Annotated in this window: 13 protein-coding genes; 5 read left to right on the forward strand and 8 right to left on the reverse strand. The window is 62.0% G+C overall.

From position 1 onward, the window contains the following. Positions 1-44 precede the first annotated feature (44 nt). From nadB to AC1DD7_RS11925, 3 genes are read left to right on the forward strand one after another with little or no spacing between them, the layout of a single operon-like run. Positions 45-1,784 (forward strand): L-aspartate oxidase, encoded by a 1,740-nt coding sequence (gene nadB / locus AC1DD7_RS11915; protein ID WP_477515117.1) that lies wholly within the window; start codon positions 45-47, stop codon positions 1,782-1,784. A 10-nt stretch (positions 1,785-1,794) separates the two neighbouring features. Then, complete coding sequence (gene nadC, locus AC1DD7_RS11920; RefSeq protein ID WP_477515186.1) at positions 1,795-2,685, forward strand: carboxylating nicotinate-nucleotide diphosphorylase; 891 nt, start codon at positions 1,795-1,797, stop codon at positions 2,683-2,685. 5 nt (positions 2,686-2,690) lie between these two features. Next, on the forward strand, positions 2,691-3,857 hold the full coding sequence (locus tag AC1DD7_RS11925) for a cysteine desulfurase family protein (RefSeq protein WP_477515118.1): 1,167 nt from the start codon (positions 2,691-2,693) through the stop codon (positions 3,855-3,857). 18 nt (positions 3,858-3,875) lie between these two features. Here AC1DD7_RS11925 and AC1DD7_RS11930 read toward each other — a convergent pair whose 3' ends face one another. From AC1DD7_RS11930 to AC1DD7_RS11945, 4 genes are all read right to left on the reverse strand, one after another. Next, positions 3,876-4,361: a GtrA family protein gene (locus AC1DD7_RS11930; RefSeq protein ID WP_477515119.1), complete on the reverse strand. Its 486-nt coding sequence runs from the start codon at positions 4,359-4,361 to the stop codon at positions 3,876-3,878. 17 nt (positions 4,362-4,378) lie between these two features. Beyond that, positions 4,379-5,227 carry a fumarylacetoacetate hydrolase family protein gene (locus tag AC1DD7_RS11935; protein ID WP_477515120.1) on the reverse strand — a complete coding sequence of 283 codons (849 nt, stop codon included), beginning with the start codon at positions 5,225-5,227 and terminating at the stop codon, positions 4,379-4,381. A gap of 89 nt (positions 5,228-5,316) precedes the next feature. Continuing rightward, the gene (locus tag AC1DD7_RS11940) at positions 5,317-5,964 is read right to left on the reverse strand and encodes a DM13 domain-containing protein (protein ID WP_477515121.1); all 648 of its coding nucleotides are present in this window, start codon (positions 5,962-5,964) and stop codon (positions 5,317-5,319) included. 127 nt (positions 5,965-6,091) lie between these two features. After that, positions 6,092-6,766, reverse strand: a complete 675-nt coding sequence (locus AC1DD7_RS11945; protein ID WP_477515122.1) for a DUF1684 domain-containing protein — start codon at positions 6,764-6,766, stop codon at positions 6,092-6,094. Between the two features lie 63 nt (positions 6,767-6,829). On the opposite strand from AC1DD7_RS11945, the gene AC1DD7_RS11950 reads away from it, so the two are divergent. After that, the gene (locus AC1DD7_RS11950; protein ID WP_477515123.1) at positions 6,830-7,696 is read left to right on the forward strand and encodes a hypothetical protein; all 867 of its coding nucleotides are present in this window, start codon (positions 6,830-6,832) and stop codon (positions 7,694-7,696) included. Positions 7,697-7,766: 70 nt separating this feature from the next. Further along, on the forward strand, positions 7,767-8,573 hold the full coding sequence (locus tag AC1DD7_RS11955) for a transglutaminase-like domain-containing protein (RefSeq protein WP_477515124.1): 807 nt from the start codon (positions 7,767-7,769) through the stop codon (positions 8,571-8,573). 50 nt (positions 8,574-8,623) lie between these two features. Here AC1DD7_RS11955 and AC1DD7_RS11960 read toward each other — a convergent pair whose 3' ends face one another. The 4 genes from AC1DD7_RS11960 to AC1DD7_RS11975 all read right to left on the reverse strand — a co-directional run bounded on the left by AC1DD7_RS11960 (position 8,624) and on the right by AC1DD7_RS11975 (position 15,149). Then, positions 8,624-9,100 (reverse strand): MarR family winged helix-turn-helix transcriptional regulator, encoded by a 477-nt coding sequence (locus tag AC1DD7_RS11960; protein ID WP_477515125.1) that lies wholly within the window; start codon positions 9,098-9,100, stop codon positions 8,624-8,626. After that, complete coding sequence (locus tag AC1DD7_RS11965) at positions 9,100-10,224, reverse strand: LLM class flavin-dependent oxidoreductase (RefSeq protein WP_224164618.1); 1,125 nt, start codon at positions 10,222-10,224, stop codon at positions 9,100-9,102. The genes AC1DD7_RS11960 and AC1DD7_RS11965 overlap by 1 nt, the downstream gene beginning before the upstream one ends. 137 nt (positions 10,225-10,361) lie before the next feature. Then, the gene (locus tag AC1DD7_RS11970) at positions 10,362-13,577 is read right to left on the reverse strand and encodes an efflux RND transporter permease subunit (protein WP_477515126.1); all 3,216 of its coding nucleotides are present in this window, start codon (positions 13,575-13,577) and stop codon (positions 10,362-10,364) included. 66 nt (positions 13,578-13,643) lie between these two features. Continuing rightward, positions 13,644-15,149, reverse strand: a complete 1,506-nt coding sequence (locus tag AC1DD7_RS11975; RefSeq protein WP_477515127.1) for a malate:quinone oxidoreductase — start codon at positions 15,147-15,149, stop codon at positions 13,644-13,646. Positions 15,150-15,227 lie beyond the last annotated feature (78 nt).

The raw sequence follows: 15,227 nt of genomic DNA on the forward strand, positions 1-15,227 counted from the left end.
TGCTACCAACACCGGTCTTCCGGACGATCCGAATCGAGCCTCACATGACCTCAGGAAGCCTCGCTGGAGGGCACCAGCCCAAGCGGCTGATCGTCGTCGGAAGCGGCATTGCGGGGCTGTACTCAGCGCTGCTGGCCGCCGAAGCCGGAGCCGAAGTGGTGCTGCTCACCAAGGGCGCGCTCGCGGACAGCAATACGTACTTGGCACAGGGCGGCATCTCGGCTGTTCTGGAGGAGCCGGCTCCGGGGGATACCGTTGCTGCCCACATCGCCGACACGCTCAATGCCGGTGCGGGCCACTGCGACGAGGAAGCCGTGCGGGTGTTGTGCACCGAGGCCCGGATGGACATTGCCGGACTTGGACGCTTCGGCGTCCGTTTCGACCTTGACGACGACGGCGATCCCTCCCTGGGACTCGAAGCCGCCCACTCTGCCCCGCGTATCCTCCACGCCGGGGGCGACGCCACAGGTGCCCGCGTTGCAGCCGCCCTGATCAAGACCGTGCTGGACTTCCACGCGACCGGACGAATCCAGGTAATCGGGCATGCGCAGGTGACTTCACTGTCCTACGACGGGGAGCGCGTCACCGGTGTCGAGTACATGCACGATGGCCGGGAACTGACCCTTCAGGCTGACGCAGTGCTCCTCGCAACAGGTGGAGCCGGTCAACTGTTCGCACAAACAACCAACCCATCCGTAGCCACAGCCGACGGGCTCGCCCTGGCGTGGCGGGCCGGCGCCGAGGTGGCCGACCTCGAATTCTTCCAGTTCCATCCCACATGCATGGTCCGTACAGGGGATGCCCTTGAAGCAGAAGGCAACACTGACCCCCTGCTCATTTCCGAGGCAGTACGCGGCGAAGGCGCCATTCTCGTGGACGCCACCGGACGCCGGTTCATGGCCGATTACCACCCGGACGGCGAGCTCGCCCCCAGGGACGTCGTCTCCCGGAGCATAGCCCTGCACCTTGCAGCACTCGGTGACCCCAACGGTCACGTCTTCCTCGATGCAACCGTCATCGAGGAACAGCGTGGGAAGGGCTTCCTCGAGAAGCGCTTCCCCACCATCAGCGAACGCACCCGCCAAGCCGGCTTGGACTGGAGCCGCGAGCCTGTACCCGTCGCTCCAGCAGCGCATTACTGGATGGGTGGGGTGGTGACCGATCTTTACGGCCGGACCTCTGTTCCTGGACTGTTGGCGGCCGGTGAAGTTGCCTGTACCGGGGTTCAAGGGGCAAATCGGTTGGCGAGCAACTCCTTGCTCGAAGGGCTCGTGTTTGGGCGGCGGGCTGTTTCTGCCTTCCTTAGCGGTGAACACGGTGGGTCGCCTAACGGAGTCCCTCTGCGTGCTAACTCGGCCGCGGGCGGCCTCGCTTTTACGCACGCTGCCGGGACCCCGCCAGACGACGATCGCAGCGGCCTTTTCAACGAAACCGCCCCAGCGGCAGCACTTCCAGGCGGGTTTTCCCGGCAGGCACTTCGTCGCTTGATGACCGCGAAGGCTGGCGTGTTGCGTACCGGTGAGTTGTTGGCAGAGGCCGCAGAAGCTCTTGGTTCTTGGGAGGGAGAAGTTGTTCCCTTGGAGGTGCCTGACTCATTGGATCCTCGGGAGCACGAGGATGCCAACTTGCTGTTGGCTGCGCAGTTGCTCGTTCATGCGGCGCGGGAGCGGCGGGAGTCGCTTGGGGCCCACTACCGCAGTGACGGCGTGAGCGAACCAGCCGCCGTCGACGATTTTGACAAGCGTTACACCATGAGCCGGAAAGCGAGCCTCGTCAATGACTGACCTGACCTCCATGACCAACCTGACCCTTCCCACAGCGCCTGTGCGGGACATTCTGGAACGGGCCTTCGCGGAGGACGCTCCCAGCGGCGACATCACCTCACAGCTACTGATCCCCGCCGGGGCGCGTGCCACTGCTGTCCTGAACGCCCGCGTCCCGGGCGTGTTCAGCGGTGGAACGGTGTTCCGTGACGCCATGAAGCTCGTCGACCCGGACACGGACGTCCAGCTGCTGCTGGCGGACGGTGAAGCGTTCGACGCCGGCACGCACCTCGCCCGCGTCACCGGCAGTGCGCGCTCGGTACTGTTGGCAGAACGTGTCGGACTGAACCTGGTGCAGCGGATGAGCGCCATTGCCACCAAGACTGCGGAATTCGTCAGGCTGGTTGAAGGAACGCGCGCCCGGATCACGGACACCCGCAAGACAACGCCCGGCCTGCGTGTCCTGGAACGCTATGCCGTCCGCTGCGGCGGGGGAGCGAACCACCGTTACAGCCTCTCGGATGCTGTGCTGGCAAAGGACAACCACCTGGCTGTCATGACCGGCGGAGACCCCGCAAAACTGACTGAACTGCTCGTGGCCGCCAAAGCCCAGCTGGGACACACCACACACTTTGAAGTTGAGGTTGACCGGGCAGATCAGATCGAACCCGTGCTGGCCGCGGGAGTGGACACCATCATGCTGGACAACTTTTCCATCGATGAACTGCGGGCAGGCGTCAAGCAGGTAGATGGACGGGCTAACGTGGAAGCCAGCGGCAACGTCAACCTCAACACCGTGGCAGAGATTGCGGCAACCGGCGTGGACGTCATCTCGATCGGGGGGCTGACGCACAGTGTTTCGGCACTGGACCTCGGGCTGGATATTGAGCTGCGAACCGATGCAGAGCTGAAAGCAGTCTGACTTCCATGATCTTCCTGGACGCTGCAGCCACCACGCCGGTCCGGCGCGAGGTACTCGAAGCCATGTGGCCGTACCTTAGCGGCGAGTTTGGCAACCCATCCAGCCACCACAGCCTGGGTGAAGCGGCGGCCACGGCGCTCGCAGGGGCGAGATCCGCCGTCGCGAAGGTGCTTAATTGCCGCGCGGGCGAGGTGACCTTTACCTCGGGTGGCACCGAGGCTGACAACCTGGCCGTCAAGGGAATCGCACTGGCCCGGCAGGCAGCCGATCCCTCGCTGAAGCGGGTAGTGATAAGCGCCATTGAGCATCCCGCGGTGGAAGAATCAGCCCGCTACCTAGAACGCGTGCATGGCTTCACGGTGGACGTTGTGCCGGTGGACGGGGACGGACTGGTCACGGTGGAGGCGCTCCGCGCCGTCCTTCGGCCGGACACAGCCATGGTGAGCATCATGTATGCGAACAACGAGATTGGTACGGTCCAGCCCGTTGCGGACCTTGCAGCCGTAGCTCACGGGTTTGGCATCCCCTTCCACACAGACGCTGTCCAAGCCGCCGGCTGGCTGAGCTTGGACGTCAAGGCTCTTGGCGTAGATGCGCTGAGTATTTCCGGCCACAAGCTGGGCGCGCCCAAGGGATCCGGAGTCCTGTTCACGAAGGGCCGGATGCGGGTGGAGCCGTTGGTTCATGGGGGAGGCCAGGAGCGGGGAAAGAGATCCGGAACAGAGAATGTAGCCGGGGCCGTGGCGTTGTCCACCGCTCTGACTTTGAGCCTTGGCGAGCAGCCGGAGCTGGCCTCGCGGGTTTCTGAGCTGCGGGAGCGGTTCGTCTCGCGCATCCTTCAAACCATCCCGGGTGCCATGCTGACAGGGCATCGAAGCCAGAGGCTGCCATCGATCGCATCGTTCTGCTTTCCTGGAACCAGCGGCGAATCAGTCCTGCTTGAGCTGGAACGACTCGGCGTGGTCTGCTCCAGCGGCTCCGCCTGTGCTGCCGGATCTGATGCGCCGTCACCGGTTCTGCTGGCGTTGGGCATTGCCCCGGAGGTAGCCCAGACAGCCGTCCGCTTCAGCTTCACCTCAACTGTTACCGAAGCCGAACTCGAGCAAGCTGCCGGAGCCGCGGAAACCGCCGTCGGGCGTGTCCGGAACCTGGCGTCTCCCCAAGCCAACTAATCACACCCCGCCGCGTAGTCACACGTGGCGGGCGCGGCGGAAAATCCAGTGCCTCAACAGGGTGAACCGGACTCCTGTGGCGACGAAGCCGGAGAGAGTCGTGGTCCAGAGTTCTTCACTGACAGTAGCCTCGGGGTGGATGAGATGCAGGATGCCCAAGCTCCCTCCAGTGATGACCAGGGCAATGCCTATGACAATCAGCCCATGCATGTGGTCCTGGCCGCGTTTCCTGCTGCCGCTGATCTTGAAGGTCAGCCTGCGGTTCAGGGCTGTATTCATGAGCGAGGTGACGATCAATGCCACGGCATTGGCAAGCTGCGGGTCGATCCAGGGACGCAGCAACGCGTAGAGGGCAAGCGAACTCGCCGTGCAGAGAATTCCGACGCCGGTGAAGCGAAGCAGTTGCCGCACCACGGGGTATTTGAGGAGGCCGGGAGGCCGCTTGCTGGGAGGCTTTTGTAAGGGAGGCGGGCGCAGTTCGGTGGCGTCTGCGGCTGTCTCCATGAGTTAAGCCTGACACACTATGCGGGCACGTCCTCCCAGGAAGTGGTGGTGACGGGGTTGGAGAGCTCTCCAATTCCTTCCACCCGGCACACCACGGTGTCACCTGGCTGAATGCGCGCGCACTCGGCGGGGAAGCCAGTCAGGACCAGGTCGCCGGGCTGGAGGGTCATGAACGAGGACAGGTAGACCATGATCTCGTCCACTTTCCAACCGAGGTCCGCGGTGCTGGCGGTTTTGAGCTTGGTGCCGTTGTGGACGATCCCGATGGAAAGATCTGCGGCGTCCAAGTCCGTGACGATCCACGGACCTGCAGGCGTAAAGGTGTCCTGGCTTTTCGCGCTGATCCAGAGTTCGTCGGTCTTTTGGAGGTCGCGTGCAGAGACATCGTTCCCGATGGTGTAGCCCAGGATTGCCGAACCCGCCGTTTCCAGCGTCAGGCCTCGCGCTGTACGTCCGACGACGACCGTCAGCTCGGCCTCAGGGTCAACATGACCAACGTTCGCACTCAGCTGGATCGCTTCGCCGGGGCCGATGACGCTGGACGCGGCTTTGTGAAATGCCTGTGGTTGAAGGTCTCTGCCAGCTTGCCCGGTGTTGTGGGCCATACCAAAGACGTTGGCCGGCACTGAAGGCGCGAGGAAAGTGAAAGAATCCTCCCGCACCCCAGTCCCTGGTTCCCAACCGTGCCGCGAGGGGCCACTCGCGTTTGCCCTTGATGCCCCGAAAGGTGAATCGATAACCAGCCAGTGCTTCCCAGCCTCGGATTCGAAGTCCCGGGCGTCGTTGGCAACGAAGAATTGCTCGTTGGGATCCTGTGAATCCAAGGGGCGGACGCGGGCGATGCGACGGGGAAGGCGGGAAGTCATGATGACATCCTACGTCCTGCAACGTGTTGCGGGGTCCGCTTTACGCCCTAAGACCCCAGGTAAGGGCGCAGACGTGGCCCAGCAACGAGTCAGGCAAGCTGCGCCGATCCGAAGGCGACGCTGAAACGGTCACACCAGAGCACCACCGATGACAGGCCGGAGAGGTCCACGCCAGAGGGGATGACATAGTTCTGATTCCCATGCGTGGCCTTGATGGCACCGAGGTCCACATACCGGCCCGAGCGGTACTTGTACCAATCGCCTCCTGCTTCAAGGCTGCTGAGCCAGACCTTGACGTCCGGGCCATCGCTGCTGGCCAGGTTTTCCAACCTCAGCACACGGGAGCCATCGGGCAGTTCCAGGAGCTGTGCGGTACCAGAAGTCTGATGCTCCTGGGATTGGAAATTGCCGAAGCCCAGCACCACAGGATCGGTCGTGACTGCTGGCGTTGAGGCAGACGTGTTGGGGGCAGGCGAGCCGTTGCCCTGTGCCTCGGAAGTCGGTGTATCAGAAGTCGGTGCATTGGAAGCCGGTGCGTTGGAAGCCGGTGCATTGGGAGGTGTCGCCAATGTTGATGCGGGAGGAGCCCCCGGCAGGGCCTCGTTCACGCTGCTGCTCGTAAACAGCCGCCAGGGCTGGAACAGTGCGGCCCCAACGATGACCAGGACCACGATCGCCACGCCCACCATGCTGGCAAGGATCCTGTGGGCACGGATCATCCGCCCGATTCTGTTCATGCTCCAAGGCTAGGCTTTTACGGTCTGGCCCAGGGTGCTCCAGAACTTACGGTTCCGTGACACTGCGCCCGGCCCTCTCAAGCAACACGCAGTGTCGGCCGCTCAAGGCGGCTGGCTTCAGGGGGCGTTAGCCTTCTCCCAAATACAGCTCACCCACTGGTACCTCGGCTGCGAGCCGGTTGGCCGGTCCGGCAAGGGGGCATGCCCAGGCTTCGTTGTAGGCGCAAGACGGGTTGTAGGCGAAGTTGAAGTCCACAATGAACTCCTGCCGTTCATCGATGCGGCGAACACCGTGGTAGGCGCCCTTCACTGTGTCCAAAAGGTATCTTCCGGCGCCGTAGCTTCCACCCTCTTTGCCTGCGGTAGCGTCGCGAAAAGGCACGAAGATGCCGCCGCCGTAGCTTCGGAGCCGCCAAACGGCCAGGGATCCGAGTCCGGGCAACTCAAAGGTTCCGATCCTCACAAACGGAACTACGCCGTCGGTCCCTGTTTCAACATTCATTTCCTGTCCCGTACCCTCCGGTGACAGCGGAACGTACATGCGGAATGCGGGATCGTAGTCGGCCGTGCGCAAACCGGAGAAGGATGCTTTCATCTCTGCTGTCAGGGCGGATGCGGGATGGGTAGCAAACATCCGGTCCCGCTCCTGGCGCCAATAGTTGTGTGCATCGAACGGATCCGTAGCTGCCAGTTGCCGCACATGGTCATAGAGGGCGAAGGTCCGCAGCCGCCAATCCGCAACGTCAACGGCGGACATGGTGGGCATGTTGTCCTCGAATGCGTCATGCTGATCGGGAGCCATGTCTTCAGCCTAGTACGCCGTCAAATCCCGTGTCGGGTCCTTCCCCGCCGATAAGCTGTGCGCATGAACGGCACTATCCACCCGAACGGCATGACGTCGAAGCTTCGGCTCGGCGCATTGGTACTGGGCGCCGTCCTGCTTACGGCTACCGCGGCCTGTTCCACTGAAAACAAGGGGCCACAGGTTTCCCAGACTTCCGACTCCCATCCCAATAGTTCAGAGTCAGGCCTGCCGTCCCAAGGCTCCGGGTCGAAAAGTACGACGCCGTCAGGAGGCGCCGTCTCCAGCCCATCGTCCGCGACACCCGGCTCAAGCGCTGCATCCAGCTCTGACCCGAGCCCGGCAGCCACGGCGTTGACCTGGAAGACCTACACGGATCCCGCTAAAAAGGTCAGCTTCGAACTCCCTGAGGATTGGATTGCCCAGACTGGCACGGCTGAAGCTGGTTCACTGCCAGGCGCCCTGAAGGTCGAAGTCAAAGATGGCGGGGGCCGATACATCGCAACCCTGCAGACAGGACTGACTCCTGCAGGGCCGATCGCTTGCCCCGCCGGCCAAAGCCATCCCTACGTTGTTATCAGCAGTGTGCCACTGGATGTTCCGCACGCCGATGGTCCGGACACCATCGATCCCCGCGTCGTTTTCCGCGTGATCCAAGGGTACAAATTCTTCGGTTCCTTCGGCATCACCAACATGGTGGCTGGTGCCGACGGCCAGGCCTGCGAACTGAGGAACCGCGTTCAGGGACCTTCCGGCAAGGGCGACTACTCTTTCGGGGATGTCACAGCGGTCCATGCCTTCGCCGCCGATGAAAAAGTAGCCCCGGCAAAGACTTTTGACACGTTGGACCTGGCCGCGAAGTACGTCGCCCATGATTCTGAATTCGCCAACGTCCAACGGATGCTACTGTCTCTGAAGGTCAATCTGTAGTCCTGCGGTTGGCTGATCCATACAACGGCGGCATCGGGGGCTGTCCCGCCGCAACCCACCCCGGAGATCAATGGAACGCAACGTTGCTGCCAAGCTCGTTTTCAAGACTGTAGCCAACACGAAAGTGGCCATGGCCATCGCCGTGGCCAACAATCCGGGGTACGAGTCAGTGACGGAAACACTCTCCATCACTCTGGATGGGAACGAGATTCCCTTCGCTGAACTCAGCGACGATCACGGGGGCCGCTTCCAATACATGGAATTCGCGGAGCCCAGTGAAGTGACGGTTGACTACCAAGCAACGGTCCACGGCTTCGCAGACCGCGACACACCCTCTCCCATGGAACTCATCCGGTACGTCCGGCCGAGCCGCTACGCCGAATCTGATCGGTTGCTGCCCACCTCTTACGCCGAGTTCGGCAGTCTTAGCGGGGCCGAACTGCTCCACGCTGTCCGCGATTGGGTCAATGGAGAGCTGCGCTACGTCAGTGGATCCTCGCGAGGAACCGACGGGGCGGTGGAGACGCTTCTCCACCGCCGGGGTGTATGCCGTGACTTCGCCCATTTGGCCATTGCCCTGTTGAGGTCCAAGGATGTCCCCGCCCGCCTCGCGGCTGTGTACGCACCCGGTCTGAGCCCCATGGACTTCCACGCTGTGGCAGAGGCCTACATCGACGACGAATGGCACATCATCGACCCCACAGGGCTGGCGCCCCGCGAGTCCATGCTTCGCATTACGGCAGGACGGGATTCTTCAGATACAGCCTTCTTGTCCACAGTGGGTGGAAGCTTGTCGCTGAAGACCCTCAAGGTCAGTGCATCAGTCAACGGTGAGCTCCCAAGGGAGGATCCACGGCAGCTCGTCCGCCTGCGCTGAGATGACCTGCGCTGAGATGACCTGCGCTGAGATGACGGAGACCGGCACCCCTACCCGTGCATTGGCTGGTGTCCTGCCACCGAGGCCCGCAGCTTCTCCGTCAGCCGCAACAGCTCCCGCTGCTCCTGGACAGTTAGCGCCGGCCCGACCAATTGGGCAATATCGCGCACGTGTTCCCGACCAATTGTTTTCTGCAACTCGCTGCCTGATTCGGTGAGGGACAGCAGCACTCCACGGCCGTCGTCGGGCGCTGTTGTCCGCTCCACCAAACCGCGCTTCTCCAGACGGTCCACCAAACGGCTCAGGCTGGACTGGCTCAGCAGCACTTTGTCATTGATCTCGTTCAACCGCAGCTGGCCGGAAGGGCATCGCGAGAGCGTGAACAGGACGTCATACTCCTTGACGGGCAGGGACTTGAACGCCGGACCTGATTGAAGTTTCCGCATCACCGCCACCTGGGAGCGGAACAGCGACTCCCAGGTCTCGGCGGCGAGGCGAACGGCGGAGGACGCCGAAGGGCTGGACATCAGGCCTCCTGACCCGGGGCTCCAGCTGGAGCGGACTCGTTGACGCTGGCCTCCATGGCCGCAGCAACGCGGGAAGCGTGCGTCGGCGCGTCCGGCACGTTGGCCGGCTTCAACGCAGCATATTCCTTACGGAGCACGGGAAGGACTTCCTCGCCGAAGAGGTCAAGCTGCTCCAGGACGGTCTTTAGGGGCAAACCTGCGTGATCGATCAGGAACAACTGCCGCTGGTAGTCGCCAAAGAACTCACGGAAGGTGAGCGTCTTCTCGATGACTTCCTGCGGACTGCCCACGGTCAGGGGTGTCTGTGAGGTGAAGTCCTCCAAGGAAGGACCGTGACCGTACACCGGCGCGTTGTCGAAGTATGGGCGGAACTCCTTGACGGCGTCCTGGGAGTTCTTCCTCATGAAGAACTGGCCACCCAGGCCCACGATTGCCTGGTCTGCCGTGCCGTGGCCATAGTGCTCGTAGCGCTCGCGGTAAAGGCCGATCAACTGCTGGTAGTGCTCCTTGGGCCAGAAGATGTTGTTGGCGAAGAAGCCGTCACCGTAGTAGGCAGCTACTTCGGCGATCTGCGGCGTGCGGATGGATCCGTGCCAGACGAAGGGGGCAACGCCGTCGAGGGGGCGCGGTGTAGATGTGAAGTTCTGCAGGGGTGTGCGGAACTTGCCCGACCAATTGACCGTATCTTCATCCCACAGCTTGCGGAGCAGGCTGTAGTTTTCGATCGCCAGCTCGATCCCGTCCTGGATGTTCTTTCCGAACCAGGGGTATACAGGCGCTGTGTTGCCGCGCCCAAGCACCAAGTCAACCCTGCCATCGGAGAGATGCTGCAGCATCGCAAAGTCCTCGGCGATCTTGACCGGGTCATTGGTGGTGATCAGGGTTGTGGCCGTGGACAGCGTGATGCGCTCGGTCTGGGCTGCGATGTAGGCCAGTGTGGTGGTGGGGGAGGATGAGAAGAAGGGGCGGTTGTGGTGCTCGCCAATGGCGTAGACATCCATGCCGATTTCTTCGACCTTTTTGGCAATGGCAACGGAGGCCTTGATGCGTTCGTTCTCCGTGGGCGTGCGGCCCGTGGTGGGGTCAGTGGTGATGTCACTGACGCTGAATACGCCGATCTGCATGATGTGCCTTTCTCCCTGCCCGTGGTCCCGGGCTCTGTAAACAGTGTATCCCAAACTAGATGCATTTGCATGTATCAATGCCTGTAACAGGGCAGGGCCGGGAATTGTTCCCGGCCCTGTTGGCTGTTTATGCGGGTCTACTCCGCGGGGTTGTTCGCCGCCCGGCGTCCCGTCACCCGGGGCACCATGCCGGTGGTCCAGTCGACGAAGTCGTCCTGGCCGTTCCCGCCATTTCCCTTATCCGGCGTGACTTCGGGGCGGTGCTGCAGCTGCTTCAGGAGTTGTTTTTTCTCCCGGCGTCCTTCCACCAGCTTGTAAAGGACGGGGACCAGAATGAGCGTCAGCGCCGTTGAGGACACCAGGCCACCGATCACGACGATTGCCAGCGGCTGCGAAATGAACCCTCCGCCACCAGTGAGGCCCAGGGCCATGGGGGTCAGCGCGAACACTGTGGCCAACGCCGTCATCAGGATGGGTCGCAGGCGTTGGCGGGCGCCGTGGGTAATGGCATCGGCTACGCTCATGCCCGGTGTGCCGTTGTGGGGCTTGCGGTACTGGTTGATGAGGTCGATCAGCACGATTGCGTTGGTGACCACGATGCCAACCAGCATCAGCATGCCAATCAGCGATGGCAACCCCAGGGGAACGCCCGTGGCCAATAGCAAGCCCACAGCGCCTGTCGCGGCGAAGGGAACAGAAACCAGGAGTATCAACGGCTGCACCAACGATTTGAAGGCAGCCACCATGATCACGTAGACGATCGCGATCGCAGCCAGAAGAGCCAAGCCAAGTTGACGGAAGGACTCCGCTTGCTGCGTCGTGGCACCACCAACGGCGGCCGTTACGCCGGCAGGCAACTCAACGGACGCCAACCGCTTCTGCACCTCGGTGCTGACGCTGCCCAGGTTGGAGCCCGACGGCGTCACGGTTACCTTCGCGGTCCGCTGGCCGTTGCTGCTCGTGATGGACACAGGCGTGTCGACTTGTTCGACGCTGGCGATACTCTCCAGCGTCACAGGACCACGCGCCGTCGGGAGTGGCAGTGAACGGACCGCGGTGATGCTGGTGAAGCGTGTTCCCTTTCCGATCTGGACGGGGTAGTCGTTGGTCTCGATGCGTACCGTCCCTGCGGGGACCGGGCTGACGGTCGATGCCAGGAAGGCACCCACTTGCTCCTCCGTCAGTCCGGCGGCCACTGCCTTCGCGCGATCCACGCGCACCTGGACTACGGACTGGTTCGCGGCCAGGTTGGTGGATACCTCAGTGCTGCCGGGTACGTCCTGCATCGCCTTGACCATGGCGTCACTTGCAGACTGGAGATCAGCCGAATTTGCGGCCTTGATAGTGATGTCCACTGTGGATGATGTGCCAAATCCGCCCTGCTGGGAACCCACGCTGATCTTGCCCGCGGCACCCTGGAGCTTGGAGCGGACATCATCCTGAAGCTTCTTCTGGTTCGCTTTCTCGTCCGTAACGATCGTGAAGGTCGAGTTGGAGGAGCCAGTTGACGTTAGCGCGGCGAAGCCAGACTGGGCGTTACCGGAGGTCACCTGGACGTCTTTGATGCCCTCCATGCCTCGGAGCATGTCCTCCACCTTGGTGGCTTCAGCGCTGGTGGCCTCCAGGCTGGTTCCTGCTGGAAGGACCTGGCGCACTGTCATGCTGTTCTCACCGGATCTCCCCAGCAGGTCTGTGGCAAGGAGCGGCGATACCGCGAGCGTTGCCACCAGCACCAAGGCCGCCGCAGACAAAGTGAGGATGGGGTGCTTCTGCGTCTTCGCGAGGATAGGCAAGTAACCTCGCTGGAGCCGGCTCCGCTGTTCGGCCTCCCGGGCCTTCGCTGCAGCCTCGTTGGGCGTCATTGATGCTTGGGCATCTTGGCGGGGCGAGGGAAGGAACCAGTAAGCCAGGACGGGAACGATCGTGAGGGAAACCAGCAAGGATGACAACAGGGCGATGGTTACCGTCAGCGCAAAGGGCCGGAACAACTCGCCTGCCAGGTCGCCCACGAAAGCGATGGGCAGGAAGACGGCCACTGTGGTCAGGGTGGACGCAGTGATAGCGCCGGCAACTTCCCGGATGGAGGTCAGGATGGCGGCCAGCTTGTGCTCGCCATAACTGAAGTGGCGCTTGATGTTTTCAATCACCACGATCGAATCATCAACGACGCGGCCAATGGCAATGGTGAGCGCACCGAGAGTGAGGATGTTCAACGAGTAGCCCGTGGCGGAAATGCCAATGAACGTGATCAGGAGGGAAAGGGGGATCGACACTGCGGTAACCAGCGTGGACCGCACGGACATCAGGAAGACCAGGATGACAGCGACGGCAAATCCCAGGCCAAGGAGCCCTTCGGTGGTGAGGTCCTTGATGGACTTCTCTATGAAGGGAGCCTGGTCGAAGACGGGTGTGAACGCAGCGTTGTTCCCCAGCTCTGCTGCCATCGGCGCAAGTGCATCCCGCACCGCGTGCGAAATCGCCACAGTGTCGCCTTCGGGCTTCTTGGTGACTGACAGCGCCAGCGTTGGCTTGCCATTTGTGCGCGTGATGGACGTGGCGGGGTCGTCCTCGATGCTGACATCAGCCACAGTTCCGATAGTGGCGGAATCCTTGGCGCCCGATATCGGCAAGCCCTTGATGACGTCAAGGGAATCAACCGGGCTGCCCAGTTGCAGGGACAGGGTTTTTCCCTGGTCCTCTATGGTGCCCACAGGAACCAGCGTGCCGTTGTTCTTCAGTGCGCTGCTGATCGACTGGACGGACGCACCCTTCGCCGCAAGATCGGCAGGGCGGGGCTGGATCAGGATGTGCTGCTTGGAGCCGCCAGTCAGATCGGCGCCGCGGACGCCGTCGATCTTTTGGAGTCGGGGAACGCTCAAGCGCTGGAGGTCGGCATTGAGTTCGCTGAGCGGTTTGTCAGAGGAGACAGCCAGGAACACGATGGGAAAGTCGCTGATGTTGCCGGCAACGGATTGCGGTTCGACGTCGGCCGGAAGCACGCGTTTGGCGTTGGAAATCGCGCGGTCGATCTGGTTGCGTGCGCGGTCGAGGTTGGAGCCGTAGGTAAACACCATGGTGATCTGTGAAACACCATTACGGGATGTGGAGGTGGTGGACTCCAGTCCCTCGACGCTGTTCAGGGCCGTCTCAAGGGGCCTGCTCAGTTGCTTGTCCACTACTTCGGGAGAAGCGCCGGGCATGGACGTGATGACCGTGATCTGCGGGAACTCGATCGACGGAATAAGTTCCTGCTTGAGCGAGCCCATGGTGATCACGCCGAACACCGCCGCAAAGACGGTGATCAGCGCGATCAGGGCACGGTTTCCCAGGGACAAAGTGGCCAGGCGGAACATTTCATAGTCTCCTGAGATCTACGGAACAATTCGGCTGACGGGAACCCGGCCGCAGCCCCGGCCGGCCTAGCCCTGGAGGGCGTTGGCCACTTCCAGTTGCAATGACTGTGCAGTGCTTGCCTCAAGCTCTGCGGCAAGCTCAGGGTTCTCGTTAAGCTTCACGCCATAGCCCGGCATCATGTCCTTGAGCTTGGACTGCCAACCCTTGAAGTTCTTGGGGAACGTCTTCTGGAGCAGTTCAATCATGATCGGAACAGCAGTGGAAGCTCCCGGAGACGCACCCAGAAGGGCGCCGATGGAACCATCGCGGGACGCGATGACCTCAGTGCCGAACTGCAGGATGCCGCCCTTTTGCGGGTGCTTCTTAATGATCTGGACGCGTTGGCCCGCAGTGATCAGTTCCCAATCATTGCCAACGGCCTCGGGATAGTACTCACGCAGGGATTCGACCTTGGCCTCGTGGCGCTTGGCCACTTCCTTGATGAGGTACGCCGTGAGGTCCATATTGTCCTTGGCCACAGCAAGCATCGGAATAATGTTCCCCGGTCGGATGGACAGCGGGAGGTCAAGGTAGCTGGAGGTCTTCAGGAAGTTCGTGGAGAAACCAGCGTACGGCCCAAAGAGGAGGGAACGCTTGCCCTCAACAAACCGGGTATCCAGATGGGGGACGGACATGGGTGGAGCGCCAACAGATGCCTGGCCGTAGACCTTGGCGCTGTGTTGTGAGGTGATGGCTTCGTCTGTGCAGCGGAAGAACTGGCCGGAGACGGGGAATCCGCCATAACCCTTGCTTTCCGGAATGCCCGAGGCCTGCAGCAGGTGGAGTGCTCCACCGCCGGCGCCCACGAAGACGAACTTGGCGTGGATGCGGCCGTGCTCACCTGATTTGGGGTGCTTGAGGGAAAGGTCCCATCCGCCGCCTGATGCACGATTAATGTTGGTGACATCGTGACCAAAGTTGACCTCGGCGCCGGTGTCCCGCAGGTAGCCTGTCAGCTCACGGGTCAGCGCGCCGAAATCGACGTCGGTGCCTTCCGCCGCGCGGGTGGCGGCAACACGCTGCTTGCGTTCCCGGCCCTTGACGATGAGGGGCGCCCACTTGGCGATCTTGTCCTGGTCTTCGGTGTATTCCATGCTGCGGAACAGCGTGTTGGGCTTGAGGGCCTCGTACCGGGTCTTCAGGAAGTTCGCGTGATCGTCCCCGATGACGAAGCTCATGTGCGGAACAGTGTTGATGAAGCCCTTGGGGGAGCCAATGACATTGCTGTCCACCAGATGGGACCAGAACTGGCGCGAAAGTTGGAACTGCTCATTGATGTGGATGGCCTTGGAAGGATCCACGGAGCCGTCCTTGGCCGCGGGGGAGTAGTTAAGCTCACACAGCGCAGCATGTCCGGTGCCGGCGTTGTTCCATGGTCCGGAGCTTTCGAGTCCCGCTTCGTCGAGTCGTTCAAAGAGGGAGATGGTCCAGGTGGGTTCGAGTTGCTTGATGAACGCACCAAGGGTGGCACTCATGATTCCGCCGCCAATAAGGACGACGTCGGCATGTTGAGTCTTGGAAATGAAGGTCACGATCAATCTCCGTTAGCGGCGGCACTGGCTGTCACAGAATATCCCCGGGCAGACGCAATACTGAAATTACAGGGAATC

The sequence above is a fragment of the Paenarthrobacter sp. 10L412 genome (assembly GCF_056395565.1).

Coding starts and splice junctions, on each gene's coding strand:
- nadC (WP_477515186.1), top strand. CDS start 1,795: ATGACCAACCTGACCCTTCCCACAGCGCCTGTGCGGGACATTCTGGAA.
- AC1DD7_RS11940 (WP_477515121.1), bottom strand. CDS start 5,964: ATGAACAGAATCGGGCGGATGATCCGTGCCCACAGGATCCTTGCCAGC.
- AC1DD7_RS11925 (WP_477515118.1), top strand. CDS start 2,691: ATGATCTTCCTGGACGCTGCAGCCACCACGCCGGTCCGGCGCGAGGTA.
- AC1DD7_RS11960 (WP_477515125.1), bottom strand. CDS start 9,100: ATGTCCAGCCCTTCGGCGTCCTCCGCCGTTCGCCTCGCCGCCGAGACC.
- AC1DD7_RS11930 (WP_477515119.1), bottom strand. CDS start 4,361: ATGGAGACAGCCGCAGACGCCACCGAACTGCGCCCGCCTCCCTTACAA.
- AC1DD7_RS11965 (WP_224164618.1), bottom strand. CDS start 10,224: ATGCAGATCGGCGTATTCAGCGTCAGTGACATCACCACTGACCCCACC.
- AC1DD7_RS11950 (WP_477515123.1), top strand. CDS start 6,830: ATGAACGGCACTATCCACCCGAACGGCATGACGTCGAAGCTTCGGCTC.
- AC1DD7_RS11935 (WP_477515120.1), bottom strand. CDS start 5,227: ATGACTTCCCGCCTTCCCCGTCGCATCGCCCGCGTCCGCCCCTTGGAT.
- AC1DD7_RS11955 (WP_477515124.1), top strand. CDS start 7,767: ATGGAACGCAACGTTGCTGCCAAGCTCGTTTTCAAGACTGTAGCCAAC.
- AC1DD7_RS11970 (WP_477515126.1), bottom strand. CDS start 13,577: ATGTTCCGCCTGGCCACTTTGTCCCTGGGAAACCGTGCCCTGATCGCG.
- AC1DD7_RS11945 (WP_477515122.1), bottom strand. CDS start 6,766: ATGGCTCCCGATCAGCATGACGCATTCGAGGACAACATGCCCACCATG.
- nadB (WP_477515117.1), top strand. CDS start 45: ATGACCTCAGGAAGCCTCGCTGGAGGGCACCAGCCCAAGCGGCTGATC.